Annotated in this window: 22 protein-coding genes and 1 riboswitch; of the genes, 15 read left to right on the forward strand and 7 right to left on the reverse strand. The window is 75.0% G+C overall.

The genetic code is table 11. The features are described from left to right. The 7 genes from AB0881_RS32320 to AB0881_RS32350 all read left to right on the forward strand — a co-directional run. Positions 1–590, forward strand: a 590-nt coding sequence (locus AB0881_RS32320; protein WP_366623076.1) for a DUF881 domain-containing protein, incomplete at its 5' end; no start/stop codon positions are given. Continuing rightward, on the forward strand, positions 587–919 hold the full coding sequence (locus AB0881_RS32325) for a small basic family protein (RefSeq protein WP_366623078.1): 333 nt from the start codon (positions 587–589) through the stop codon (positions 917–919). The genes AB0881_RS32320 and AB0881_RS32325, both read left to right, overlap by 4 nt. Next, complete coding sequence (locus AB0881_RS32330; RefSeq protein WP_366623080.1) at positions 916–1,626, forward strand: DUF881 domain-containing protein; 711 nt, start codon at positions 916–918, stop codon at positions 1,624–1,626. Before AB0881_RS32325 ends, AB0881_RS32330 begins: the two co-directional genes overlap by 4 nt. A 341-nt stretch (positions 1,627–1,967) precedes the next feature. Next, a complete protein-coding gene (locus AB0881_RS32335; RefSeq protein WP_366623081.1) occupies positions 1,968–2,504 on the forward strand; it encodes an FHA domain-containing protein in 537 nt (178 codons plus the stop codon). 72 nt (positions 2,505–2,576) lie between these two features. Beyond that, the gene (locus tag AB0881_RS32340) at positions 2,577–3,329 is read left to right on the forward strand and encodes a MerR family transcriptional regulator (RefSeq protein ID WP_366623083.1); all 753 of its coding nucleotides are present in this window, start codon (positions 2,577–2,579) and stop codon (positions 3,327–3,329) included. Between the two features lie 154 nt (positions 3,330–3,483). Beyond that, complete coding sequence (locus AB0881_RS32345) at positions 3,484–3,954, forward strand: bifunctional nuclease family protein (protein WP_121436088.1); 471 nt, start codon at positions 3,484–3,486, stop codon at positions 3,952–3,954. A gap of 296 nt (positions 3,955–4,250) precedes the next feature. Further along, positions 4,251–4,859 carry a MerR family transcriptional regulator gene (locus AB0881_RS32350; RefSeq protein ID WP_366623085.1) on the forward strand — a complete coding sequence of 203 codons (609 nt, stop codon included), beginning with the start codon at positions 4,251–4,253 and terminating at the stop codon, positions 4,857–4,859. Between the two features lie 49 nt (positions 4,860–4,908). Here AB0881_RS32350 and AB0881_RS32355 read toward each other — a convergent pair whose 3' ends face one another. Continuing rightward, positions 4,909–7,377: a flippase-like domain-containing protein gene (locus tag AB0881_RS32355; RefSeq protein ID WP_366623087.1), complete on the reverse strand. Its 2,469-nt coding sequence runs from the start codon at positions 7,375–7,377 to the stop codon at positions 4,909–4,911. 311 nt (positions 7,378–7,688) lie between these two features. Further along, positions 7,689–7,785: riboswitch (glycine riboswitch) on the forward strand. 179 nt (positions 7,786–7,964) lie between these two features. Here AB0881_RS32355 and gcvP point away from each other — a divergent pair. Both gcvP and AB0881_RS32365 read left to right on the forward strand, forming a co-directional pair. After that, a complete protein-coding gene (gcvP, locus tag AB0881_RS32360) occupies positions 7,965–10,844 on the forward strand; it encodes an aminomethyl-transferring glycine dehydrogenase (RefSeq protein ID WP_366623089.1) in 2,880 nt (959 codons plus the stop codon). A 295-nt stretch (positions 10,845–11,139) separates the two neighbouring features. Beyond that, positions 11,140–12,327 (forward strand): tetratricopeptide repeat protein, encoded by a 1,188-nt coding sequence (locus AB0881_RS32365; protein ID WP_366623091.1) that lies wholly within the window; start codon positions 11,140–11,142, stop codon positions 12,325–12,327. Between the two features lie 16 nt (positions 12,328–12,343). Here the strand turns inward: AB0881_RS32365 and AB0881_RS32370 are convergent, their stop codons facing one another. After that, positions 12,344–12,769: a PPOX class F420-dependent oxidoreductase gene (locus tag AB0881_RS32370; RefSeq protein WP_366623093.1), complete on the reverse strand. Its 426-nt coding sequence runs from the start codon at positions 12,767–12,769 to the stop codon at positions 12,344–12,346. 73 nt (positions 12,770–12,842) lie between these two features. Between AB0881_RS32370 and AB0881_RS32375 the strand changes: the two genes are divergently transcribed. Next, positions 12,843–13,463: an alpha/beta family hydrolase gene (locus AB0881_RS32375; protein ID WP_366623095.1), complete on the forward strand. Its 621-nt coding sequence runs from the start codon at positions 12,843–12,845 to the stop codon at positions 13,461–13,463. A 220-nt stretch (positions 13,464–13,683) separates the two neighbouring features. Here AB0881_RS32375 and AB0881_RS32380 read toward each other — a convergent pair whose 3' ends face one another. Further along, complete coding sequence (locus tag AB0881_RS32380; RefSeq protein ID WP_366623155.1) at positions 13,684–13,887, reverse strand: DUF5999 family protein; 204 nt, start codon at positions 13,885–13,887, stop codon at positions 13,684–13,686. A gap of 370 nt (positions 13,888–14,257) precedes the next feature. On the opposite strand from AB0881_RS32380, the gene AB0881_RS32385 reads away from it, so the two are divergent. The 3 genes from AB0881_RS32385 (at position 14,258) to AB0881_RS32395 (ending at position 17,165) form a co-directional block, all read left to right on the forward strand. After that, complete coding sequence (locus AB0881_RS32385) at positions 14,258–14,986, forward strand: (Fe-S)-binding protein (RefSeq protein ID WP_366623097.1); 729 nt, start codon at positions 14,258–14,260, stop codon at positions 14,984–14,986. A gap of 98 nt (positions 14,987–15,084) precedes the next feature. Then, a complete protein-coding gene (locus AB0881_RS32390) occupies positions 15,085–16,527 on the forward strand; it encodes an LUD domain-containing protein (RefSeq protein WP_366623156.1) in 1,443 nt (480 codons plus the stop codon). After that, a complete protein-coding gene (locus AB0881_RS32395; RefSeq protein WP_366623099.1) occupies positions 16,524–17,165 on the forward strand; it encodes an LUD domain-containing protein in 642 nt (213 codons plus the stop codon). Before AB0881_RS32390 ends, AB0881_RS32395 begins: the two co-directional genes overlap by 4 nt. Before the next feature lie 41 nt (positions 17,166–17,206). Here the strand turns inward: AB0881_RS32395 and AB0881_RS32400 are convergent, their stop codons facing one another. Beyond that, positions 17,207–17,800: a TetR/AcrR family transcriptional regulator C-terminal domain-containing protein gene (locus AB0881_RS32400; RefSeq protein ID WP_366623101.1), complete on the reverse strand. Its 594-nt coding sequence runs from the start codon at positions 17,798–17,800 to the stop codon at positions 17,207–17,209. Between the two features lie 121 nt (positions 17,801–17,921). On the opposite strand from AB0881_RS32400, the gene AB0881_RS32405 reads away from it, so the two are divergent. Together AB0881_RS32405 and AB0881_RS32410 are read left to right on the forward strand one after the other, a co-directional pair. Then, positions 17,922–18,338, forward strand: coding sequence for a plectin (locus tag AB0881_RS32405; RefSeq protein ID WP_366623103.1), 417 nt, complete (start codon positions 17,922–17,924; stop codon positions 18,336–18,338). 170 nt (positions 18,339–18,508) lie between these two features. Then, complete coding sequence (locus tag AB0881_RS32410; RefSeq protein WP_366623105.1) at positions 18,509–19,186, forward strand: maleylpyruvate isomerase N-terminal domain-containing protein; 678 nt, start codon at positions 18,509–18,511, stop codon at positions 19,184–19,186. Between the two features lie 103 nt (positions 19,187–19,289). On the opposite strand, the gene AB0881_RS32415 is transcribed toward AB0881_RS32410, so the two are convergent. The 3 genes from AB0881_RS32415 to AB0881_RS32425 all read right to left on the reverse strand — a co-directional run bounded on the left by AB0881_RS32415 (position 19,290) and on the right by AB0881_RS32425 (position 21,664). Next, positions 19,290–20,690, reverse strand: coding sequence for a nitrate/nitrite transporter (locus tag AB0881_RS32415; protein WP_366623107.1), 1,401 nt, complete (start codon positions 20,688–20,690; stop codon positions 19,290–19,292). 133 nt (positions 20,691–20,823) lie between these two features. Next, positions 20,824–21,066 carry a hypothetical protein gene (locus AB0881_RS32420; RefSeq protein ID WP_366623109.1) on the reverse strand — a complete coding sequence of 81 codons (243 nt, stop codon included), beginning with the start codon at positions 21,064–21,066 and terminating at the stop codon, positions 20,824–20,826. A 100-nt stretch (positions 21,067–21,166) separates the two neighbouring features. Then, entirely contained in the window at positions 21,167–21,664 is a 498-nt protein-coding gene (locus tag AB0881_RS32425) for an NUDIX hydrolase (RefSeq protein ID WP_366623111.1), read from the reverse strand. Positions 21,665–21,933 lie beyond the last annotated feature (269 nt).

The following is a 21,933-nucleotide window of genomic DNA, read 5'->3' on the forward strand; positions in this document are numbered from 1 at the left end:
GTCCGTCGAGTCCCAGCTCGAATACCTCCGCGAACGCGGCTGAGCGGCCGCGGCGGCATCCCCCGGGGGGTGGGGGCCCGCCCTCCGGGGGGCACGGAGAGCGGGCGCGGCAGGGCCTGGCCGCCGCCGCCGACGCGGCGGCCGCCACGGGGGTGTCCGGCCCCGCCCTGGTCCTGACCTTGGACGACGCGCCGCGCGAAGACGCCCGCGAGCCGCGCCCGGACGAGGGCCGGGTCTATGATCAGGACCTCCAGATCCTGGTCAACGGGCTCTGGGCGGCCGGTGCCACCGCCATCGGCGTCAACGGGCGGCGGCTCACCCCGACCACGGCGATCCGCACCGCCGGAGAGGCGATCCTGGTGGACTACCGGCCGCTGAGCGCCCCGTACGAGATCACCGCCCTGGCCGCCGGCCGGGACGCGCGGGCCCGCCTGCGCGCGGCGTTCGAGGGCTCGGAGGCGGGCCGCCGCGCGCGGCTCCTGCACGACCGCTACGGGATCCGGTACGGCGTCCGCGCCCCGGACCGCGCCGAGCTGCCCGGGGGCGGCGCGCTGCGGCCCAGGTACGCGCGAGAGGGGGAGCGGCCGTGATCGCCCTGCTGGGGCTGCTGGCCGGCATCGGGCTCGGCCTGCTGCTCGAGCCCGACGTGCCGCTGTGGCTCCAGCCGTACCTGCCGATCGCGATCGTCGCCGCGCTGGACGCGATGTTCGGCGGCGTCCGGGCCCGGCTCGAGGGGGTCTTCGACGACAAGGTGTTCGTCGTGTCGTTCGTCGGCAACGCCGTCATCGCCGCGCTGATCGTCTTCGTCGGCGACCAGCTCGGGGTGGGCTCCCAGCTGTCCACCGGCGTCGTGGTCGTCCTGGGCATCCGCATCTTCTCCAACGCCGCCGCCATCCGCAGGAAGCTGTTCGGCGCGTGAGCGGGGACCAGGCGAGCCAGGAGGACCGGGAGGACCGGGCGGGGCTGCGGGAACTGCTGCGGCCCCGGCTGAGCCGCGGCCAGCTCGCGGGCGGCCTGCTGTGCCTGCTGCTCGGCTTCGCGGTGGTGGCGCAGGTCGAGACCACCAGGCGGGACACCACCTTCGCCGCCGCCCGCGAGGACGAGCTGGTCGGCGTCCTGTCGGACCTGTCGCAGCGCTCCGAGCGGCTGCGCGGCGACCTGCGCGAGCTGGAGGACACCAGGGCGAGGCTGGAACGCGACGGGCAGGGCACGACGGCGCTGGAGGACGCCCGCGAGCGGGCCACCGCGTACGGGCTGCTGGCGGGCACGCTCCCGGCCGAGGGGCCGGGCATCGAGCTCACCGTCGAGGACCCGGCCGGCCGGGTCCGGGCCGTGCACCTGCTCGACGCCCTCCAGGAGCTGCGGGACGCGGGCGCCGAGGTCGTCCAGGTCAACGACGTCCGCGCCGGGACGGGCACGTACTTCGTGGACGCCGCGGGCGGCGTGGTGGCGGACGGCCGGTTCCTGCGCGCCCCGTACCGGTTCCTGGTCATCGGCGACGCGCACACCATGACCACCGCCCTCGACATACCGGGGGGTGTGATCAAGACCCTGGAGGGGGCCGGGGCCAGGGTCGGCGTCTCGGCCCGGCCGAAGGTCGAGATCCGGGCGACCCGGCCCGGCTGAACGGAGCCGCTCCGGCCGGACGAGATCATGATCCCGCAGGTCGGGGGCCCGGCGCCCGGCCGGGGCCGGGCCCGGTGATCGGCCGTGGTCCGCGCGGCGCCGTAGACCTGCGATCATTGACGGAGGTAGCTTGAGGGGCAGCCGGCTCACCGTTCCGGTTGACCCCTCGGGCACTACCCGCGTAAGTTGCGGCAACCGTCGTGTTGGTGGGCGGCGAGTTGGACCGTGGTCGGGGGACGGGTCCCCGGCGTGGGTTGGTACAGGATGCGCGTGGCGCAGGCGGTCTCCGCAGCAGCGGAGGGCGCGGGCGCCGCGCCGATGGTAGGAGGCCGAGCCGATCGATGCCGAGCGTCTACTGCACGCAGTGCGGTCACGCCAACCCGGATGATGCCCGCTTCTGCTCGAACTGCGGCACTCCGCTGACGCGGAGCGCCCCCGCGCCCACGCCGTACAGGGAGTCTCCCGGCGAGTCGACCTCCACCATCTCCATCGGCGGGATCGAGGCGCTGGACGTCGACCAAGGCGGTGAGGAGCCGGTCGGCGCCGACCAGGTGGCCGTGGAGGCGCTGCCGCCGGGCACCGCCCTGCTGGTGGTCAAGCGCGGGCCGAACGCCGGCAGCCGCTTCCTGCTCGACCGCGACCGCACCTCGGCGGGCCGCCACCCCGAGAGCCACATCTTCCTCGACGACATCACCGTCTCCCGGCACCACGCCGAGTTCGCCCGCGAGGGCGGCGTGTTCTCCGTCCGGGACGTCGGCAGCCTGAACGGCACCTACGTCAACCGGCAGCGGATCGACCAGGCCGGGCTGTCGGGCGGGGACGAGGTCCAGATCGGCAAGTTCCGGCTGGTGTTCCTGACCAACCCGCAGCACGGCTGACCGGATCCGTCCGGAGGGCGCGAGCGTGCGGCAGACGGGGAGCACCGCGGGAGCGCGGCGAGGGGAGGGGCCATGAGCGCACAGGCGGCACCGGCCCCCATGACGATCGGGGACGTGCTGGGGCTGCTGCGCCCCGACTTCCCCGACATCACCATCTCCAAGATCCGTTTCCTGGAGGCGGAGGGGCTGATCGAGCCCCAGCGCAGCCCCGCGGGCTACCGCAAGTTCTGCGACGCCGACGTCGAGCGGCTGCGCTTCATCCTGACCTCGCAGCGCGACCACTACCTGCCGCTGCGGGTGATCAGGCAGCAGCTGGAGGCGCGCGACCGCGGCGAGCCGGCCCCGGCGTCCGCCGCGGCCCCCGTCCCGGCCCCGGTGCCGGTCCCGCGCGCCGAGCCGGCCGCGCGGCGGCCCCGCACGCTCGTCGCGGCCGACGGCACCGCCGGCGAGACGGCCGCGGTGCGGCTCACCCGGCGCCAGCTGATCGACGGCGCCGGGATCGACGAGGAGATGCTCACCCGCCTGGAGGAGTACGGCCTGGTGCGCCGTACCAGCGGCTACTACACCGGCGAGGACCTGACGGTGGCGCGCACCGCCGCCGCCCTGGGCGCGTTCGGTTTCGAGGTCCGGCACCTGCGCGCCGTCAAGGCCGCGGCCGAGCGCCAGGTCGGGCTGATCGACCAGGTGGTGGCGCCGCAGCTGCGCCGCCGCGACCCCGGCGCCCACGAGCGGGCCGCCGAGACGGCGCGGGAGATCGCGGCGCTGGCGATCCGGCTGCACGCGACCCTCGTCTCCGCAGGTCTGCGCGACAGCCTCGGCCCCTGATCCGGCGCCCCGCCGGGCCGCCGGCGGAGAAATCGGCGCGCTCCCGCCTCGACGCGGCGTCCGAGCCTGGGTGTAGTTTGGCTAGAGGGTTCGGTCGGGGATCGATCCGGGCACGGGTGACCAGACGAGCGAGGACCAGCAGCAGGGAGCCGCAGTGAAGCAGATGGAGGTCGTCGGCGTACGGGTCGAGATGCCCTCCAATCAGCCGATCGTCCTGTTGAAGGAGACGGAGGGCGACCGCTATCTCCCGATCTGGATCGGGGCGGTGGAGGCCACCGCGATCGCCTTCGCCCAGCAGGGGGTGCTGCCGGCCCGCCCGCTCACCCACGATCTGTTCCGCGACGTGCTGGACGCCCTCGGGGTGCAGCTGCGCACGGTCAACATCACCGCGCTGCGCGAGGGGATCTTCTTCGCCGATCTGGTGTTCTCCAACGGCGTGGAGGTGAGCGCCCGGCCGTCGGACTCGATCGCGCTGGCGCTGCGCACCGGCGCCACCATCTTCGCCAGCGAGGACGTGCTGGAGGAGGCCGGGGTCGCGATCCCCGACGAGCAGGAGGACGAGGTCGAGAAGTTCCGCGAGTTCCTCGACACGATCTCGCCCGAGGACTTCGGCCGGGCCGGCTGAGCCGGCGGCGGGCGGGCTCCGGCCGATCGCCGCACGGGTCGGCGCAGGTCCGCGGGCGGCTTCACGGCACCCGCGGCGCGGCCGTTTCCGGCGCGTCCCCGGGGGAAAGGAGTCCAAGTGGGCGCCCGGTGCGCAGTTTGCCCACGTGAAGCCGGTTCATCCGGGCATGCGACGCGCCGACGGTGAACGTTGACCACACCCTGACCGGCACCTACCGTGCTGGTGGAACACCCGTGGTGTAATTCGTCAAACCCCCTTGACGAAGCCCCGCGGGCTGATAGAAGCCGGAGGTCCGCGTGGCGGTGAGCAGCGGCGAGGGCAAGGCGACCCCCGAGAGGCAGGTGGCGTCTCGGCGTGCCGGGGAGCAGGGCCTGCTCTTCGACACCGAGGTGTCCGCACCGCCCGAGAACGTCGGCTACCGCGGGCCCACGGCCTGCGCCGCCGCGGGGATCACCTACCGCCAGCTGGACTACTGGGCCCGCACCGGCCTGGTGGAGCCCAGCGTCCGCGCCGCGCACGGCTCGGGCAGCCAGCGCCTCTACAGCTTCCGCGACATCCTCGTCCTCAAGGTCGTCAAGCGCCTACTCGACACCGGTGTCTCCCTCCAGCAGATCCGCACCGCGGTCAGCCACCTGCGCGACCGCGGCGTCCGGGACCTCGCGCAGATCACGCTGATGAGCGACGGCGTGAGCGTGTACGAGTGCACCTCGGCCGACGAGGTCGTGGATCTGCTGCAGGGCGGCCAGGGTGTCTTCGGCATCGCGCTGGGCCGTGTCTGGCAGGAGGTGGAGGGGAGCCTCGCCGAGCTCCCCGCTGAACGCGCGGCCACCGACGACGAGGACGAGGCCGGTGAGCACCCGCACGACGAGCTCGCGCACCGGCGCCGCGCCCGCAGGACGGGCTGACCCGCCCCCCGGCCCGGAAGGCCCGGAGCGCGGAGAGCGCGCCTAGGCGCTAGATCGCCTCCTTGCGCTGGAGGTAGGCGAACGCCCCCCAGCCCGGCAGCACCGGCAGCCACAGCGTCAGCAGCCGGAACAGCAGCACCGCCGAGGTCGCGGTCTCGGCGGTCAGGCCGGAGATCGTCAGCGCCACCGTCAGGGCCGTCTCGACGGCGCCCAGTCCGCCGGGGGTGGGCGCGGCCGAGCCGACCGCGTTCGCGGTCAGGAAGACGACCACGACCGCCGTCCACGGCAGCGAGCCGCCGAACGCCCGGATCGAGGCGTCCAGGCAGACCACGAAGCCCACGGTGAGCAGCAGCGTCCCGCCCAGCCCGGTGAGGATCTTGCGGGGCGACTGCAGCACGTCCACCAGCCGCGGGACGACCCCGGAGAACATGCTCTTGAGCCGGCCGGTGACGATCCGGCGGACCCGCGGGATCGTCAGCGCGACCCCGGCCAGCACCGCCAGCGCCAGCAGCACGATCACCACGGTCCGCGACGGCGCCAGGTCGCGGGTGGCGTTGCCGGTCGACCCGGTGACGAACCCGAAGACGATCAGCAGCAGGATGTGCATGACCATGCCCATCAGCTGCGACGCGCCCACGCTCGCCACCGCGGGCCCCGGCCGCACGCCCGAGCGCTGCAGGTAGCGGGTGTTGAGCGCGACCCCGCTGACCGCCGCGGGCGCCACCAGCTTCACGAACGAGGCGGCGACCTGCACGAGCACGGTGCGGCCCAGCGGCAGCCGTTCCGGGACGAAGCCCATCAGCATGAACGCGGCGGCCAGGTACGTGAGCGCGGCCGCCGCCAGCGCGAGCCCGACCCACCACCACTCGGCCCCGGCCACCAGCTGGATCGGGTCGACGCTGCTCAGCTGCGGGACGACGATGTAGGCGGCCACGGACAGCGCGACGATGCTGAAGATCGTCCGGGGCCGGAACCGCTCCAGCCGCACCGGCGGCGGCGCCTCGCTCTCCGGCTCCAGCCCGACGATCTGCTCCCGGATGCGGGTGAGCAGGTCGCGGTCGTGGCGCAGCATCGCCCGGGTGTCGCGGGAGAGCGCGACCCGCTGCAGCAGCGGCACCGCGCTCGCCAGCGCCTGCTCGCCGAGGACCTCGGCGGCGGTGCGGACCGCGCGCTCGGGGCCGACCCGCAGCGCCAGCGTGGTGAGCAGCTGGGCCAGGTCCAGGCGCAGCGCCAGGTCGCCGACCGCGATCTCGCCCGAGTTCAGCCCGGTCAGGTACGGCCGCCCCCCGGACGAGACCAGGATCGCCTTGCCCTCCAGCCTGCGGTGCGCCAGCCGGCCCGACTGGAGCCGCTTCAGCTGCTCCCAGACGGCGGCGAGGAGCCCGTCGGTGAGCTCCTCGTCGGGCAGGTCGTCCAGCCGGGTCCCGGGGACGTGCTCGTAGGCCATCAGCGCGGCCTCGGTGCCCACCTCGCACGTTCCCACCAGCCGGGGCGTGCGCACGCCCGCCGCGTCCACGGCGTACGCCATCAGCGACTCCTGCTCCAGCGAGCGGCGCAGCGAGCGGACGGGGCGGCGGGGCGAGGCCTCGCGCAGCCGGACCAGCCGCCACACCCGGTACAGCAGCCCGGCGGTCTGCAGGTCGCGGTCCAGGACCCCGACCTCCAGCTGCCAGCCGCCGTCCGGCAGCGCCGTCCCGGTGCCGTCGGTGGGGACGGCGCCGGGGGAGCGGGCGATCTCGACGCCGTACCGGCGGACCTCGTCGGCCTCGCCGGGCAGCTGCCGGGCCCGCACGGGCCGCAGCCCTAGCCGTTCCAGCGCGGCCATCACGGCCGGCCCGGGCGGCCGCGGGTTGGGCGTGCCGACCGCGTAGAGCGTGCCGTGGCCGATCGCGCGTCCTAGGAAGTAGGTGGCCGCCAGCGCCGACACCGACGCGTACGCGGCGGCGAGGCCGGTCAGCGCGACCAGCCCGATCATCGTCCAGGTGGCGGCCTGCCAGCGGGTCCGGCCGGCCATCCCGACCGCGCTGACGAACGCGATCACCGGCGCGATGTCGGTGTGCACCGGGGCGGTGTCGGTGCCGCCCCAGATCAGCGAGTCCAGCACCCCGCCGGGCGCGGTGGCCACCCGCAGGTCGTCCAGCAGCACGGTGATCACGAACGCGATCACGGCGGCCAGCAGCGCGATCGCCACGCGCGTCCCGTCCTTGCGGAACAGCCGCTCGACGGCGAACGCGACCGGGACGGCCAGCACCCCGAAGCTGGAGACCAGCGTGGCCAGCGTCAGCAGGAAGTGCGGGGCGTGCGCGGTGACCTCGAACACGTCGTTCTGCAGCCCGTGCGTGGTCTGCTGGGCGAACGAGACGAGCAGCATCACCGCCGCGAGCCCGGCGACCGAGGCGGCGAACCGGATCGCGTCGGAGGGGCGCCGGATCCGGTCGGGCCGGTCGGGCTCGTCGACGGGCACGGTGGTCACCGCGGCCGTGCTGGGCCGCACCCGCTCGTCGCGAGTCTGCGTCACGCCCTCGCCACCGTCCGGATCCGTCACTTCGATCAGCGTCCCTGGGCCGCCGGCGCGTCACCGGGTGCGGCGCCCGGCCGGTCCGATCGCACGTTCACGGAGAATCGCACGTTCACGGACATCTGTACCCTTCCGGCCCCCGTCGGCCCCCATGCCCCCCGGTATTCCCGCGGGCTTTGGGTATCGTACTGGCCGGGCACGCCCGCGCGATCACTGGTCGGCGCGCGGGTGATCGGCGTGCGCGCTCCTCCGGCGGCCCCGCGGCGATCGTTTCCGCGGTGGATTGGATACAGTTCCAGAAGGAACGCCGTCGACCCTGGGCGGGAGAGTTCCCGCGCAAACCAGCGCGGGGCGCCGAAGGGGCAACCCTCCCCGGAACCTCTCAGGCAAAAGGACCGCTCGGGCGAGGCACCTCTGGAAAGCAGGCGCGGGCTCCCTCGATGAGGGGTGCGGGCCTCACCGAAGGGGAAACCCCGTACCGCGGGCGAATCTCTCAGGTGCCGATGACAGAGGGGGAGACCGGCCGTCGGCCCCGCACGGGCCGCCGGTGGCCCTGAGCGACCTCAGCAGCCCAGGAGGCTCCCCAGATGACCGCCCAGTACTTCGCCCCCGTGGCGTCGCCGCAGCATCCCCGGTCCGCGTTCGCCGACCGGCACATCGGCCCGGCGCCCGACGACCATGCCCGGATGCTGGCGGCCATCGGCTACTCCGGCGCCGAGGCCCTGCTCGACGACGCGGTCCCGGCCGCGATCCGCACCGCCCGGCCGCTGGACCTGCCGCCCGCGCTGAGCGAGACCGCCGCGCTGGACCGGCTGCGCGAGCTGGCGTCCCGCAACACCGTGCTGACCTCGATGATCGGGTTGGGCTACCACGGCACGATCACGCCGGGGGTGATCATGCGCAACGTGCTGGAGAACCCGGGCTGGTACACCGCGTACACCCCGTACCAGCCGGAGATCTCCCAGGGCCGGCTCGAGGCGCTGCTGAACTTCCAGACCGTGGTGAGCGACCTGACGGGGCTGCCGGTCGCGAACGCCTCGATGCTGGACGAGGGCACGGCCGCCGCCGAGGCGATGACGCTGGCGCACCGGGCGTCCAAGCGGAAGGACCCGGGCACCTTCCTGGTGGACGCCGACGCGCTGCCGCAGACCATCGAGGTGATCAGGACCCGCGCGGTGCCGCTGGGCATCGAGGTCGTGACCGCCGACCTGTCCGGCGGGCTGCCCGAGGGCGACTTCTTCGGCGTCCTGCTCCAGTACCCCGGTGCCTCCGGCGCGGTGCGCGACCTGGCGCCCGTCAGCGCCCAGGCGCACGAGCGCGGCGCCCAGGTGGTCGTCGCGGCCGACCTGCTGGCCCTCACCCTGCTGCGGCCGCCCGGCGAGTCCGGCGCCGACATCGTGGTGGGCTCGGCGCAGCGGTTCGGCGTCCCGTACGGCTTCGGCGGCCCGCACGCCGGCTACATCGCGGTCCGCGAGGGCCTCCAGCGGCAGCTGCCCGGCCGGCTCGTGGGCGTCTCGGTCGACGCCGACGGCGCCGCCGCGTACCGGCTGGCGCTGCAGACCCGCGAGCAGCACATCCGCCGCGAGAAGGCCACCAGCAACATCTGCACCGCCCAGGTCCTGCTGGCGGTGATGGCCGCCATGTACGCCGTCTACCACGGCCCCGAGGGGCTGGCCGCGATCGCCCAGCGCGCGCACCGCCGGGCCGCCGAGATCGCCGCCGGGCTGCGCGGCGCCGGGATCGAGGTCGTGCACGGGTCGTTCTTCGACACCGTGCTGGCCCGGGTGCCCGGCCGCGCGGACGGGATCGTGCGGGCCGCCCGGGAGCGCGGGATCAACCTGCGCCCGGTCGACGCCGACCATGTCGCGATCGCCTGCGACGAGACCACGCTGCCCGAGCACGTCGCGGCCGTCCTGGAGTCGTTCGGCGCCGCCCCCGCCGAGGCCGGCGAGCTCCCCCAGGGCTTCCCGGACGCGCTGCGGCGCGAGAGCCCGTACCTGACCCACCCGGTCTTCCACGCGCACCGCAGCGAGACCGCGATGCTGCGCTACCTGCGCCGGCTGCAGGACAAGGACATCGCGCTGGACCGGTCGATGATCCCGCTCGGGTCCTGCACGATGAAGCTGAACGCCACCGCCGAGATGGAGCCGATCACCTGGCCGGAGTTCGCGAACGTGCACCCGTTCGCGCCGGTCGAGCAGGCCGCCGGCTACCTGGAGCTGATCGGCGAGCTGGAGGACCGGCTGGCCGAGATCACCGGGTACGCGAAGGTGTCGGTGCAGCCCAACGCCGGCTCGCAGGGCGAGCTGGCCGGGCTGCTGGCCATCCGCGGCTACCACGAGTCGCGCGGCGAGGGGCACCGGAACATCTGCCTGATCCCGTCGTCGGCGCACGGGACCAACGCCGCCAGCGCCGTGATGGCCGGGATGAAGGTCGTCGTGGTCAAGTGCGACGACGGCGGCAACATCGACCTGGACGACCTGCACGCCAAGATCGAGAAGCACGGCGGCGCACTGTCGGCGATCATGGTGACGTACCCGTCCACGCACGGCGTCTTCGAGGAGACGATCGTGGACGTGTGCGCGTCCGTGCACGCGGCGGGCGGCCAGGTGTACGTGGACGGCGCCAACCTCAACGCGCTGGTCGGCCTGGCCCGGCCCGGCGAGTTCGGCTCCGACGTCTCGCACCTCAACCTGCACAAGACGTTCTGCATCCCGCACGGCGGCGGCGGCCCCGGCGTGGGCCCGATCGGCGTGCGCGAGCACCTGGCGCCGTTCCTGCCCAGCCACCCGCTGCGCGAGGAGGCCGGTCCGGGGGAGACCGGCGTCGGGCCGATCTCGGCGGCGCCGTGGGGCTCGGCCGGGATCCTGCCGATCTCCTGGGCGTACATCGCGATGATGGGCCCGGACGGGCTGCGCGCCGCCACCGAGGGCGCGATCATCGGCGCCAACTACCTGGCGGCCCGGCTCGGCCCGCACTACCCGATCCTCTACACCGGCCGCAACGGCCTGGTCGCGCACGAGTGCATCGCCGACCTGCGGAAGATCACCAAGGAGACCGGGATCACCGCCGAGGACGTCGCCAAGCGGCTGATCGACTACGGCTTCCACGCGCCGACGCTGTCGTTCCCGGTGGCCGGCACGCTGATGATCGAGCCGACCGAGAGCGAGGACCTGGCCGAGCTGGACCGGTTCTGCGACGCGATGATCGAGATCCGCCGGGAGATCCAGCGGGTCGCCGACGGCGGGTACGACCGCGACGACAACCCGCTCAAGCACGCCCCGCACACCGCCGCGTGCCTGGTCGCCGAGGACTGGAAGCACCCGTACACCCGCGAGGAGGCGGCCTACCCGCTGCCCGCCCTGCGGGAGGGCAAGTACTGGCCGCCGGTGCGCCGGATCGACCAGGCGCACGGCGACCGCAACCTCGTCTGCTCCTGCCCGCCGCCGGAGGCGTTCGAGGACTGATCCGCCCGCGCGGGGGCGGCGTGACCGAACAGAAATGATCATGCCGCCCCTTTCCGGGTGTCGGCGCGGGACGCGCGCGCCGGCCGCCGATAGGCTGTGTTCCCCGCAGTCCCGGCCCACGGCGGCTCGCCGCCGTGACCGTGCCTGTGCGAGTGCCGCATCGCTTCGCGATCCCGCCCGGTGAGGACCGCCTCCGGCGTCGCCTCACCGGGCGGGTGACGCGCTCGTGCGGTGGCCGACGTCACTTCGAACAGGCTTAGGCTCGGGGCACCGACCCGACCCCCAGAGGCGGAGCATGAGCGAGACCCCGGACAAGGCCGGTGCGGCGGGCGGCGCGGCGGCCGATCCGTCCCGGCTGTGCGAGGAGGCCAGGCTGCTGGCCGAGGAGGGCGACCCCGGCCGGGCCGCCGGGCTCTTCCGGGAGGTGCTCGCCCTCGGCGACACCCCCTGCCGGGCCCAGGCCGCCCTCGGGCTGGCCGTCGTCCTCGACGACGGCGGCGACGTCGAGGCGGCCCGGGAGGCCGACCGGCTCGCCATCGCGACCGGCGACCCCGAGTACGGCGCGCGCGCCGCGTACCACCTCGCCCTCACCCACGAGCGGGCCGGCGAGCCCGCGGAGGCCGAGCCCGCGTGGCGGGTCGTCGTCGACTTCGGCACCCCGGCGTACCTGCCGCCGGCGCTGCTGGCGCTGGCCCGGCTGGCCGACGACGGCGGCGACTTCGAGGCCGCCCGCGGCCACTGGGAGGAGGCGGTCGCGACCGGCGACGCCGAGTACGGCCCGGTCGCCGCGCACGACCTCGCCCAGCGGCTGCTGGAGCGCGGCGAGGCGGCCCGAGCGCTGCGGATCCTGAACGCGGGCCTGAAGCTCATCGACCGGGAGAAGGCGCCGTACGCCCACGCCCGGCTGGCCGTGGCGCTGGGCATCGCCTACCTCGACCAGGCGATCGGCGCGTTCGGGGCGGCGCTGAACGACGCCGGCGCGGCGGCCGACGGCGAGGTCGGTCCGCTGGCGACCGAGCTGCTGGCGCGCACGCTGCCGCTGCGCGGCCGGGGCGCCGAGGCGCGCGAGGTGTGGCGGCGCGGGCTGGCCGACCCGGGCGTCGCCGCCCAGGTCCGGGCCCGGCTGCGGCGCGACTTCGCCGCCGACGAGGACGACGCGCCCGGCGGCGACCCCGCGGACCTGTGGTGGGAGCCGGTGGTCGAGCAGGCGGTGTCCGACGGCAGCCTGCCCGCGCTGGCGGGCGAGGCGTTCGGCGCGCTCGACCACATGTACGCGCTGCTCGCGGTGCGGTACGCGGGCTACGACGGCGGCCCGGACGGCGAGTCCCGCGAGGTGATGGGCCAGGCGGTCCGGGTTCCCAGCGACTACGCCTGGGGGCCGCTGCTGCACGAGAGCTTCGCCGAGCGGCTGCGGGTGGCGATGGGCGCGCCCGCCTCGGCGCTGCCGCCGGGCTGGCCGGACGGCGAGCCGGCCGGGGACTGACGGCGGCCGCGGCCGGTCAGCCGGCCACGTTCCGCTCGGCGACCACCTTGGTGATCCGCACCCGGACCAGGTACTCGCCGGGGACGCCGTTGCGGGCGCCGAACTCCTCGCCGCGCTCGGCGCCCATGTAGCGGGTGCCGATGACGGTGGCCCACCGGCGCACCTCGTCGAGGTCCTCGGAGACGCTCGCCTCGCCCTGGATCATCACGAACGAGAACGGCGGGGCCTGGTCGTCCACGCAGATCGACACCCGCGGCTCGCGGCGCAGCGCCCGGCCCTTGAGGCCCGACGCGGCGGTGTTGAACAGCAGGTCGTCGCCGTCCAGCACGAACCAGATCGGGGTCACGTGCGGGGCGCCGTCCCCGCGGGTCACGCCGATCTTGCCGGTCCGGGTGCCCTCGGAGACGAACGCGCGCCACTCGCCGTCGGTCATCGCTGTCATGGCCACAGTCTGCCGTACATGATCGCCGTGGGCCGGTCGCCGGGCCGGGGGAGCCGCCGGATAGCGTGGCCGGGTGGAGATCGTGACGGCGCTGGGCCCGGCCGAGGTGACGCTGGACGAGCCGGTGGACCCGGAGTTCCTGCTGGTCCTGACGCACGGCTCGAACGGCGGCGTGGACGCGCCCGACCTGCTGGCCGTGCGGGCGGTGGCGCTCGGGCTGGGCGGCGCGGTCGCGCGGGTGCTGCAGCCGTTCCGGGCGGCGGGCCGGCGGGCGCCGGGCGCGCCCGCCAAGCAGGACGCGGCGTGGCTGGAGGTGGTCGCGGCGCTGCGGGAGCGCTTCGGCCCGGTGCCGCTGGTGCAGGGCGGGCGGAGCAACGGCGCCCGGGTGGCCTGCCGGACGGCGGCCGCGGCCGGGGCGGCGGGCGTGGTGGCGCTGGCGTTCCCGCTGCATCCGCCGGGAAAGCCGGAGAAGTCGCGGGTGGACGAGCTGCGCGGCGCGGGCGTCGAGGTGCTGGTGGTGAGCGGGGAGCGGGACCCGTTCGGGATCCCGGACGCGGCGGACGCGGCGGAGGTCGCGGTGCTGCCGGGGGAGCGGCACGATCTGTCGCGGGACCCGGTGGCGGCGGGCGCGGCGGCGGAGCCGTGGCTGCGCCGCTGGGCGGCCGATCGCGCGAGCGCGTCGCGCGGCCGGTGAGGCGGTGCGGGAGGCGGGTCTCACCGGGTCCACCGGGCGGGCGCGAAGCGGTGCCGCGCTCGCGCCCGAGTCGGTCCCCGAGTCGGTCATGGTGCGAAGCGCCGGGCGGGTGCCCGGGCCCGGGCTGCGGGATCACAGCCCGGAGGGAGTGGGACGGGCGGGCTGGCAGGCCCCCGAGGAAAGATCACCCAGTGGGACTAGCCCGGCTAGTCCCGTGCGGTCAGGCGGCGGACGGCTCGGGAAGATCCGTCGGCCGGTGCGGTGCGATGACTCCCCCGTCGGGCAGCAGCTCGCCGGTGTCCTCGAAGAGCACGACGCCGTTGCACAGCAGGCTCCACCCCTGCTCGGGGTGCGTGGCCAGCGTGCGGGCGGCTTCGCGGTTGGGGCCGTCGGCCGACGGACAGGGCGGCTGGTGCGGGCACATCGGCGTGCCTCCGGTCTCGATCAATTCATTGGTCACGGTCGTAATTTCTGACGCACCTCAGTGTGGAACGGTTCGTCTCCGGGCTGCCATAGCCCGATGGGACGGTTGTCCGGTGGTACCGGAGTACCGTCCGGGTGTGACCCGTCTCACCCTGGGGTGCCAGGCATAGCGTGCCCCGCGCGCGATAACCGGCGAAGGACGACACGCCGAACGATCAAGAAAGTTTCCCCCGATTCGGGGTGGCGGGCCGTTCCGCGCCGCCGCCGCCCGGTCCGGGGCAAGCGATCGTTCCGCCTGGGCCGCGGCCGTTCCGCCTCTACGATGGCCCAGGGGGAACGGGCCAGGGGGACCCAGGGGAAGAGGACCGTTTATGCGTGTTGCGCTGTTCGCCGCCTGCTTCAACGACGCGATGTTCCCCGGCACCGCGCGCGCCGCGGCGCTGTTACTCGAACGGCTGGGGCACGAGGTGGTGTTCCCGGAGGGGCAGACGTGCTGCGGCCAGATGCACTGGAGCACCGGCTACCACCGGGAGGCCGCCGACCTGGCCCGCGGGTTCGCCGCGGCGTTCGGGGGAGGGGACGTGGTGGTGACCCCGTCCGCGTCGTGCGCGGCGACCGTCCGGCACGCCTACCCGCGGATCGCGCGGGCCGCCGGCGACCCGGGACTGGCCCGCGCCGCCGGTGAGCTGGCGGTGTACGAGCTGTCGGAGTTCCTGACCGACGTGCTCGGCGTCACCGACGTGGGCGCGGTCTTCCCGCACCGGGTGACCTACCACCCGACCTGCCACTCGCTGCGCGCGCTGGGGCTGGGCGACCGGCCGCTGCGGCTGCTGCGCGCGGTCAAGGGGCTGGACCTGGTGGAACTGCCCGCGGCGGCGGAGTGCTGCGGGTTCGGCGGGGCGTTCGCGATGAAGAACGCCGACGTCTCGGTGGCGATGGTGGCCGACAAGGTCGCGCACATCCGCGCCACCTCCGCCGACGTGGTCTGCGCCGCGGACACCTCCTGCCTGGCCCAGATCGGCGGCGCCCTGTCGCGGCTGCGCGCGGGCGTGCGGGTCATGCATCTGGCGGAGATACTCGCGGGATCGGAGGACATGTGACCCTGCCCTCCGGAGACTCCTCCGCCGGGACGAGCCCCTCGTCCTCCTCCGGTCCCGGTCCCGTCTCAGGTCCCGGCTCGGGGCCGGTGCCGCTGCCCATGCCGCGGGTCCCGCCCCGGAAGTTCGCGGCCGCCGCCCGTACCGCGCTGGCCGACACCCGGCTGCGCCGCAACCTCGCGGCCGCCACCGCCGCGCTGCGCGAGCGCCGCGCCGCCGCCGCGGCCGAGGCCGGCGACTGGGAGGAGCTGCGCGCCGCAGGCCAAGCGATCAAGGACGGCACGCTGCTGAACCTGGACGCCCACCTGCTGGAGCTGGAACGGGCCGTCACCGCGGCGGGCGGCACCGTCCACTGGGCCGTCGACGCGGCCGCGGCCCGCCGCGTCGTCACCCGGCTGCTCCGCGGCACCGGGGAGACCGAGGTGCTCACGATGCGGTCGCCGGTCCTGCGGGAGATCCGGCTGGACGAGGCGCTGGCGCGGGCCGGGATCGCCGCCCGCCCGGCCGGCGTCGCCGACCTGGTCGTGGGCCTGGACGCGGACGACCGGCCCGCGCACCCGCTGTTCCCGGCCATGCACCGCGATCCCGCGCAGATCAGGGAGCTGTTCGCGCGCCGTCTGCCCGGCGCGCCCGCCGACCTGCCGGACGATGCCGGGGCGCTGGCGGAGGCCGCCCGGATCCACCTGCGCGGCGGCGCGCTCGCCGCCCGCGCCGCGGTGTGCGGCGCCGGCCTGCTGGTCGCCGAGACCGGCACGGCCGTCCTGTTCGATTCCGGCGGGGACGGGCGGGTGTGCCCCGTGCTCCCGGAGACGCTGATCACCGTCGCGGGCATCGAGGAGATCGTGCCGACCTGGGAGGACCTGGAGGTCTTCCTGCAGCTGCTGCCGCGCTCGGCCGCCGGGCGGCGGATGGGCGCCGCCGTCTCCACCTGGACCGGCGTGACCCCGGACGACGGGCCCGCCGCGTTCCATCTCGTGCTGCTCGACAACGGCCGGACCTCGGTGCTGGCGGACGAGGCGGGCCGGGCGGCGCTGCGCTGCGTCCGCTGCACGGCCTGCCTGGACGTGTGCCCGGTGTACGAGCGCACCGGCGGCGACCCGTACGGTCCCGTCCACCCGGGGCCGATCGGGGCCGTCCTGACGCCGCTGATGCGGGGCGTGGAGGGCGCCGCCGACGCGTCCCTGCCGTACGCGTCCACGCTGTGCGGGGCCTGCGCGGACGTGTGCCCGGTCCGGATCGACCTGCCGGACCTGCTCGTCCACCTGCGCGGCAAGGTGATCGAGTCGCGCCGCCGGCGGCCGGTGCCGACGCCGGAGCTGGCGATGATGCGCGCGCTGGCGTGGACGCTGGGGGACCGGCGGCGGTACGAGGCGGCGCTGCGGCGCGGCACCCGGTGGGCGCGGCTGCTGGCGCGCGGCGGCCGGATCCGGCGGCTGCCGGGCCTGCTGGGCAAGTGGACGGAGGCGCGGGACGTCCCCGCCCCGCCCGCCGAGAGCTTCCGCGCCTGGTGGCGCGGCCGGACCGGCGCGGGCGGCCGCCGGTGAGCGCCCGCGACACCGTCCTGGCGCGGGTGCGGGAGGCGCTCGGCGCGGCGCGCGGCACGCGGGTCCCGGTCCCGCGCGACTACCGGGTGCGGCTGACGGGGGAGGAGGCCCCGACGCGCGCGGACGTGGTCGCGCTGTTCACCGAGCGGGTCGCCGAGAACGGCGCCACCGTCCGGCACGTCGGCGCCGACGGGCTCGCGACGGCGATCGCCGCGGCGCTGTGGGCGCGCGAGGCCAAGCGGATCATCGCGCCGGCGGACCTGCCGTTCGGCTGGCTGGCGGGGCTGGAGGAGGTGCACGCGCAGGCCGACTCGCCGCTGCTGGACCCGGCCGCGCTGGACGGCCTGGACGGCGTCGTGACCGGCTGCGCGGTGGCGGTCGCGCGGACCGGCACGATCGTGCTGGACGGCGGCCGCGCGCAGGGCCGCCGCGCGCTCACCCTCGTCCCGGACTACCACCTGTGCGTGGTGCACGCCGACCAGATCGTGGGCACCGTGCCGGAGGCCGTCGCCCGGCTCGATCCGGCGCGCCCGCTGACCTGGATCAGCGGGCCGTCCATGACCGAGGACGTCGGGCTGGAGCGGGTGCCGGGCCCGCACGGGCCGCGCGCCTTGGACGTGTTCGTGGTCGACGAGTAGACGAGTAGACGGGTAGCGGCCGGCCGGCGGCGGTGCCCGGTTCAGGGGTTGAGGCCGGCCAGGACGAGGTCGAGCCCGGCCAGGAACCGGGCGTCCCAGTCCACCGGCCCGTCGGGCTCGGCCACGGCCTGCGCGCCGGTGCCCTCGCCCGCCCGGCCGCGCACCTCCATGGCGGCGTGGCCGATGACGTACGACAGCAGCGTGTGCGCGGCGACGGCGGCGGTGGCCTCGGGGATGCGGCCAGTCCGCAGGATCTCGCGCAGCGAGGCGGTGGTGGTGGCCAGCGCGGCCGGGTTGCGCCGGGTGACCAGCAGCGGCAGGACGCCGGCGTGGCCGAGCAGGCGCTCCCGGTACGACCGGGCCCAGCTCCGCAGGGCGTCCCGCCAGCCGGCGGTGCCGGCCGCGTCGGCCGGGGCGGCGGCCACGTGCGCGACCAGGCCGTCCAGGAGCTGCTCCTTGCCGCGGGGGAGGTGGTGGTAGATCGCCATCGCCTCGACCTCGAGCGCGTCGCCGAGGCGGCGCATCGTCAGCCGGCTCAGTCCCTGGCCGTCGACGATCTGGAGCGCGGCCTCGATGATGCGCTCGGTGGACAGGGGCGTGCGGTCTTTCGCGTTGATCGCCGGTTGCCGGACCATGAGACGAAACCTTACTACGTAAAGACCGTGGGCCGGGTGTCCCCCGTCACAAGGCGCCGGACCCGAGCGTACGCTGGCACCGATCGATTGTGGAACGCCCGGGATCACGAGGAGCACCGATATGCCGCTGGGCCGCCGGATGAGCAAGGACGTCGCGGAACTGATCGAGGCCGACCAGGTGCTCGCCGGCACCTACCGCGACCGGCTGGCGGAGGCCACCGAGGCCGAGGGGGCGCTGCGCGCCGCGCAGGAGGCCGACCCCTCCGACGCGGGGCCGCGCGCCGAGGCGGTCGCCTTCGACGAGGCGCTGACCGCCGCGCTGCTGGCCGCCGAGGCGGCCGAGCGGGTCGCCGCGGGCCGCAAGGCCTACGCCGCGCCCGGTGCCGACGCCGGCACCCGGCGCGCCGCCGAGATCGCGCTGCGCAAGGCCAAGGCGCGCCCCGCCGTGCGGCCGTGGACCGCCGAGGTCGACCGGCTGCGCACCGCCCGCGAGGCGCACCGGCTGAGCTTCCGGACCGCTCCCGCCGTGGCGCGCTGAGCCGGCGGACGGCGGGAGCCGGAGGGAACGCGGGGACGGCCGGCCGGTCCACCTGGAGGGGGTGACACCCCGTCACCGGGTGGCACCGGCCGCCGATCTCTGAGAATCTACCTGCCCGGGGGTGGCGCCGGGGCCGGGGCGCACGGTGGTTCGATCGCGGGGGGAGACAAGTGGAGCGCACGCCGCCTGAACGGCATCGCGTCCTCGAGTCCTACCAGGACGGGGTGCGGGCGATCCGTGGGCTGGCGGCCCGCGTGCGGGACTGGACCGTGCCGACCCCGTGCGCCGAGTGGCTGGCGATCGACCTGGCCGGCCATCTGCGCTGCGTGGCCGAGAACTACCTGGAGTACCTGCAGGACGCGCCCGACAGCCGGCTGGCCAAGCTGTTCGCCCGGGAGGCCGCGAGCGCGGTGCTGATCCGCCAGCAGGCCCGGCAGAACGCCGCCGAGCTGGCCGTGCTGCCGCCGGAGCCGGGGGCCGAGCGGATCCTGGCGTTCACCGTGTCGGCGGGCGCGTACGCCGATCTGATGCCGGACATGTGGGACCGCACGCACCTGATCTACCGGGGCACCAAGTACACCGTCGGCGACCATGCGGGCGCCGCGTGCGTGGAGTGGCACCTGCACGCCTGGGACCTGGCGCGCGCCATCGGCGCCGACTACCGGCCGGACGATCCGGAGCTGCTGGTGTCGGCGTGGCACTGGGGCGTGCCGCATCTGCCGCTGGCGCCGGGCGACGCGTGGGAGGCCGTGCTGCGCTCGTCGGGCCGCTCGCCGTCCTGGCCGCGCGACACCGGGCGGGCCGGCTCGCGCCGGCCGGTGCGGGCGGGCCGCGGCCGGGGCCTCTGACGGACCTCTGACGGACCGGAGTCCCCGGGGACGGACGGCGCGGCCGGGGCACCCGTCCTCGCTCGGAGGGGCGCCCCGGCCGTCCGGCCGCGTCCGGAGGGGCTCAGACGCCGGCCAGCTTCCTCGGGTGGGTGCGCAGGTAGACCAGCCAGGTCAGCGCGAAGCAGAGCCCGTAGAAGGCGATGAAGGCCATGTAGGCGGCCTCGCCGGTCCCGGAGGTCAGGAACGACTGGCGGAAGGCGACGTTCACCAGCACGCCGCCGAACGCGCCGACCGCGCCCGCGATCCCGATCAGCGCCCCGGCCAGCCGACGCGCCTGGTGCTCGGCCGCGACCGGGTCGCCGCCGTTGGCCACGCCCAGCTCGGCCTTGGCGCGGAAGATCGCGGGGATCATCTTGTACGTGGATCCGTTGCCGAGCCCGCTGAAGACGAACAGCAGGATGAACCCGGTCAGGAACAGCGGCAGCGACTCCAGCCCGGAGGCGGCGAGCACCAGGCCCGCCGCGGCGGCCATCGCCACGAAGTTGCAGAACGTGACCTTCGCGCCGCCCAGCCGGTCGGCCATCCAGCCGCCGACGGGCCTGATCAGGGAGCCGAGCAGCGGGCCGAGGAAGGTCAGGTACGCGGCCTTGATCGGGGTGTCGAAGTCGGCCTTGAACTGGACCTGGAGCACCTGCCCGAACGCGAACCCGAAGCCGATGAACGACCCGAACGTGCCGATGTACAGCACCGAGACGATCCAGGTGTGCGGGTCGCGGCAGACGTCGCGCATCGCCCGCTTGTCGTTGCGGGCCTGCGACAGGTTGTCCATGTACAGCGCCGAGCCGAGCGCGGCCAGCACGATCAGCGGGATGTAGATCCCGGCGACCAGCCCGGGGCTGCCGTTGCCGGCGGTGGCCAGCACCGCGAGGCCGACCAGCTGGAGGACCGCGACGCCGAGGTTGCCGCCGCCGGCGTTGAGGCCGAGCGCCCAGCCCTTGAGGTGCTGGGGGTAGAACGCGTTGATGTTGGCCATCGAGGACGCGAAGTTGCCGCCGCCGACGCCGGCCACGGCGGCCAGGAGCAGCAGCGTGGTGTACGACACGCCCGGCTGGACGAGGAACGCGGCCAGGACCGAGGGGACCAGCAGCAGCGCGGCGCTGAAGACGGTCCAGTTGCGGCCGCCGAACCGGGCGACGGCGAAGGTGTAGGGCACCCGCAGTACCGACCCGATGAGGGCCGGGACCGCGGTCAGCGTGAACTTGCCCGCCGGGTCGATGCCGTAGGCGGGCCCGAGGAACAGCACCAGCACGGACCACAGCGTCCACACCGAGAAGCCGATGTGCTCGGAGAAGATCGAGAAGATCAGGTTGCGGCGGGCGGTCCGCGCGCCGCCGGCCCGCCAGAACTCCGGGTCCTCGGGGCGCCAGTCGTCGATCCAGCGGCCTCGGAGAGGGCGGAGACGGCTGAGACGGCCGAGCGGATACCCGCGGCCTTTCCGTTCGACGTCGGTGGTGACGGTCATCGGGGACTCCTCGTGGTCGGTACGCCACGGAAGCTAGGAGTCCCGGATTTCGCCGGTGTGTTTCAGGTGATGCGGCGGTGATAATTCCCCTGCACCGCGCCGCGGTCCCGGTGTGAGGACGCGCCGGGGCCGGTCAGGCGCGGTCGGTGACCAGTTCGGCGGCGCGCGGGTCCACGGCGCGGGCGCAGTGGGCGCAGCAGTAGAAGTGGCCGTCGACCTCGACGCCGTGCCCGACGATCCGGCACTGGCAGTGCTCGCAGACGGGCGCCATCCGGGTGATCGCGCATTCGAACGAGTCGAAGGTGTGCACCGCCCCCTGCGCGTGCACCTCGAAGCTCATGTCGTAGTCGTTGCCGCAGACCTCGCAGGTCGCCATCGGACGTTCCCCCTTCGCGCGGGGGCCGCCGCCGGCCCGTGCCGCGCTCGATCGTTTCCTGTCGTGCTTACGGGGGCGCCTTACCCGCTGTGACGCGAAGCTACCGGCGGGCGGAGGGGTGGCCGAAGGACGGCTCGCGGCCGTCCTCCAGGTAGACGGCGCGGCCCTCGTCGATGCCGCGCAGGCTGGGCGGCATCCGCCGGGCGACGTGCGGCGGGGCCAGTTCGGGCACCTTCTCGGGGGCGACCAGGATGTGGTCGGACAGCTCGTCGGGCGGCAGCCGGATCGCCTCGATCTGCGCGGCGGTGATCGGGCCGGCGAAGACGAAGACGTTGACGGCGTCGATGCCGTCGCGGGGCGGCCCCCAGTCGACGCACACCAGGCCGTCCAGCCGGGGGACCAGGCCGAGCTCCTCCTCGCACTCGCGGCGGCAGGCGGCCAGCGGGGACTCGCCCTCCTCGATGACGCCGCCGGGCAGGAACCAGCCCTCCTTGTAGGTGGGCTTCACCAGCAGGACGCGGCCGAGGTCGTCCAGGAGCAGGGCCGCGGCGGCGCCGCGGGTGCGCGGCAGCGAGGCGTAGTAGGCAAGGTCCGGCATGCTCCGAGATTAGGCCGCGCGGGCACGTTCCCACGGGCGTTCGGGAAGGGCCGGGGCCGGTTCGCGCGCCGGTGCGGCGGCGGGCCGCCGATCCGTTCGGGAACCGGGGCGGCGGTGACGAAAGGGCATTGACTGGAGTCGACAACGCTTGACATGTGATCGTCAGAACGGCCGGCGCCGTCCGGGGCCGCGCCCTCCCTTTTCTTCCGGGCTCTCTTCTCGGCTCTCTTCCCACCGCTCTTGACCTCCGTGAACGGTCCCGCGTGAGC

Origin of the sequence: Spirillospora sp. NPDC029432, from assembly GCF_040703975.1 — a bacterium.
In the GTDB taxonomy this organism is placed as follows: domain Bacteria; phylum Actinomycetota; class Actinomycetes; order Streptosporangiales; family Streptosporangiaceae; genus Spirillospora.

Bases quoted from the DNA above. Each gene is read 5' to 3' on its own strand.
- gcvP (WP_366623089.1), top strand. From the start codon at position 7,965: ATGACCGCCCAGTACTTCGCCCCCGTGGCGTCGCCGCAGCATCCCCGG.
- AB0881_RS32390 (WP_366623156.1), top strand. From the start codon at position 15,085: ATGCCGCGGGTCCCGCCCCGGAAGTTCGCGGCCGCCGCCCGTACCGCG.
- AB0881_RS32380 (WP_366623155.1), bottom strand. From the start codon at position 13,887: ATGTGCCCGCACCAGCCGCCCTGTCCGTCGGCCGACGGCCCCAACCGC.
- AB0881_RS32340 (WP_366623083.1), top strand. From the start codon at position 2,577: ATGAGCGCACAGGCGGCACCGGCCCCCATGACGATCGGGGACGTGCTG.
- AB0881_RS32400 (WP_366623101.1), bottom strand. From the start codon at position 17,800: ATGGTCCGGCAACCGGCGATCAACGCGAAAGACCGCACGCCCCTGTCC.
- AB0881_RS32335 (WP_366623081.1), top strand. From the start codon at position 1,968: ATGCCGAGCGTCTACTGCACGCAGTGCGGTCACGCCAACCCGGATGAT.
- AB0881_RS32385 (WP_366623097.1), top strand. From the start codon at position 14,258: ATGCGTGTTGCGCTGTTCGCCGCCTGCTTCAACGACGCGATGTTCCCC.
- AB0881_RS32420 (WP_366623109.1), bottom strand. From the start codon at position 21,066: ATGGCGACCTGCGAGGTCTGCGGCAACGACTACGACATGAGCTTCGAG.
- AB0881_RS32415 (WP_366623107.1), bottom strand. From the start codon at position 20,690: ATGACCGTCACCACCGACGTCGAACGGAAAGGCCGCGGGTATCCGCTC.
- AB0881_RS32405 (WP_366623103.1), top strand. From the start codon at position 17,922: ATGCCGCTGGGCCGCCGGATGAGCAAGGACGTCGCGGAACTGATCGAG.
- AB0881_RS32425 (WP_366623111.1), bottom strand. From the start codon at position 21,664: ATGCCGGACCTTGCCTACTACGCCTCGCTGCCGCGCACCCGCGGCGCC.
- AB0881_RS32365 (WP_366623091.1), top strand. From the start codon at position 11,140: ATGAGCGAGACCCCGGACAAGGCCGGTGCGGCGGGCGGCGCGGCGGCC.
- AB0881_RS32370 (WP_366623093.1), bottom strand. From the start codon at position 12,769: ATGACAGCGATGACCGACGGCGAGTGGCGCGCGTTCGTCTCCGAGGGC.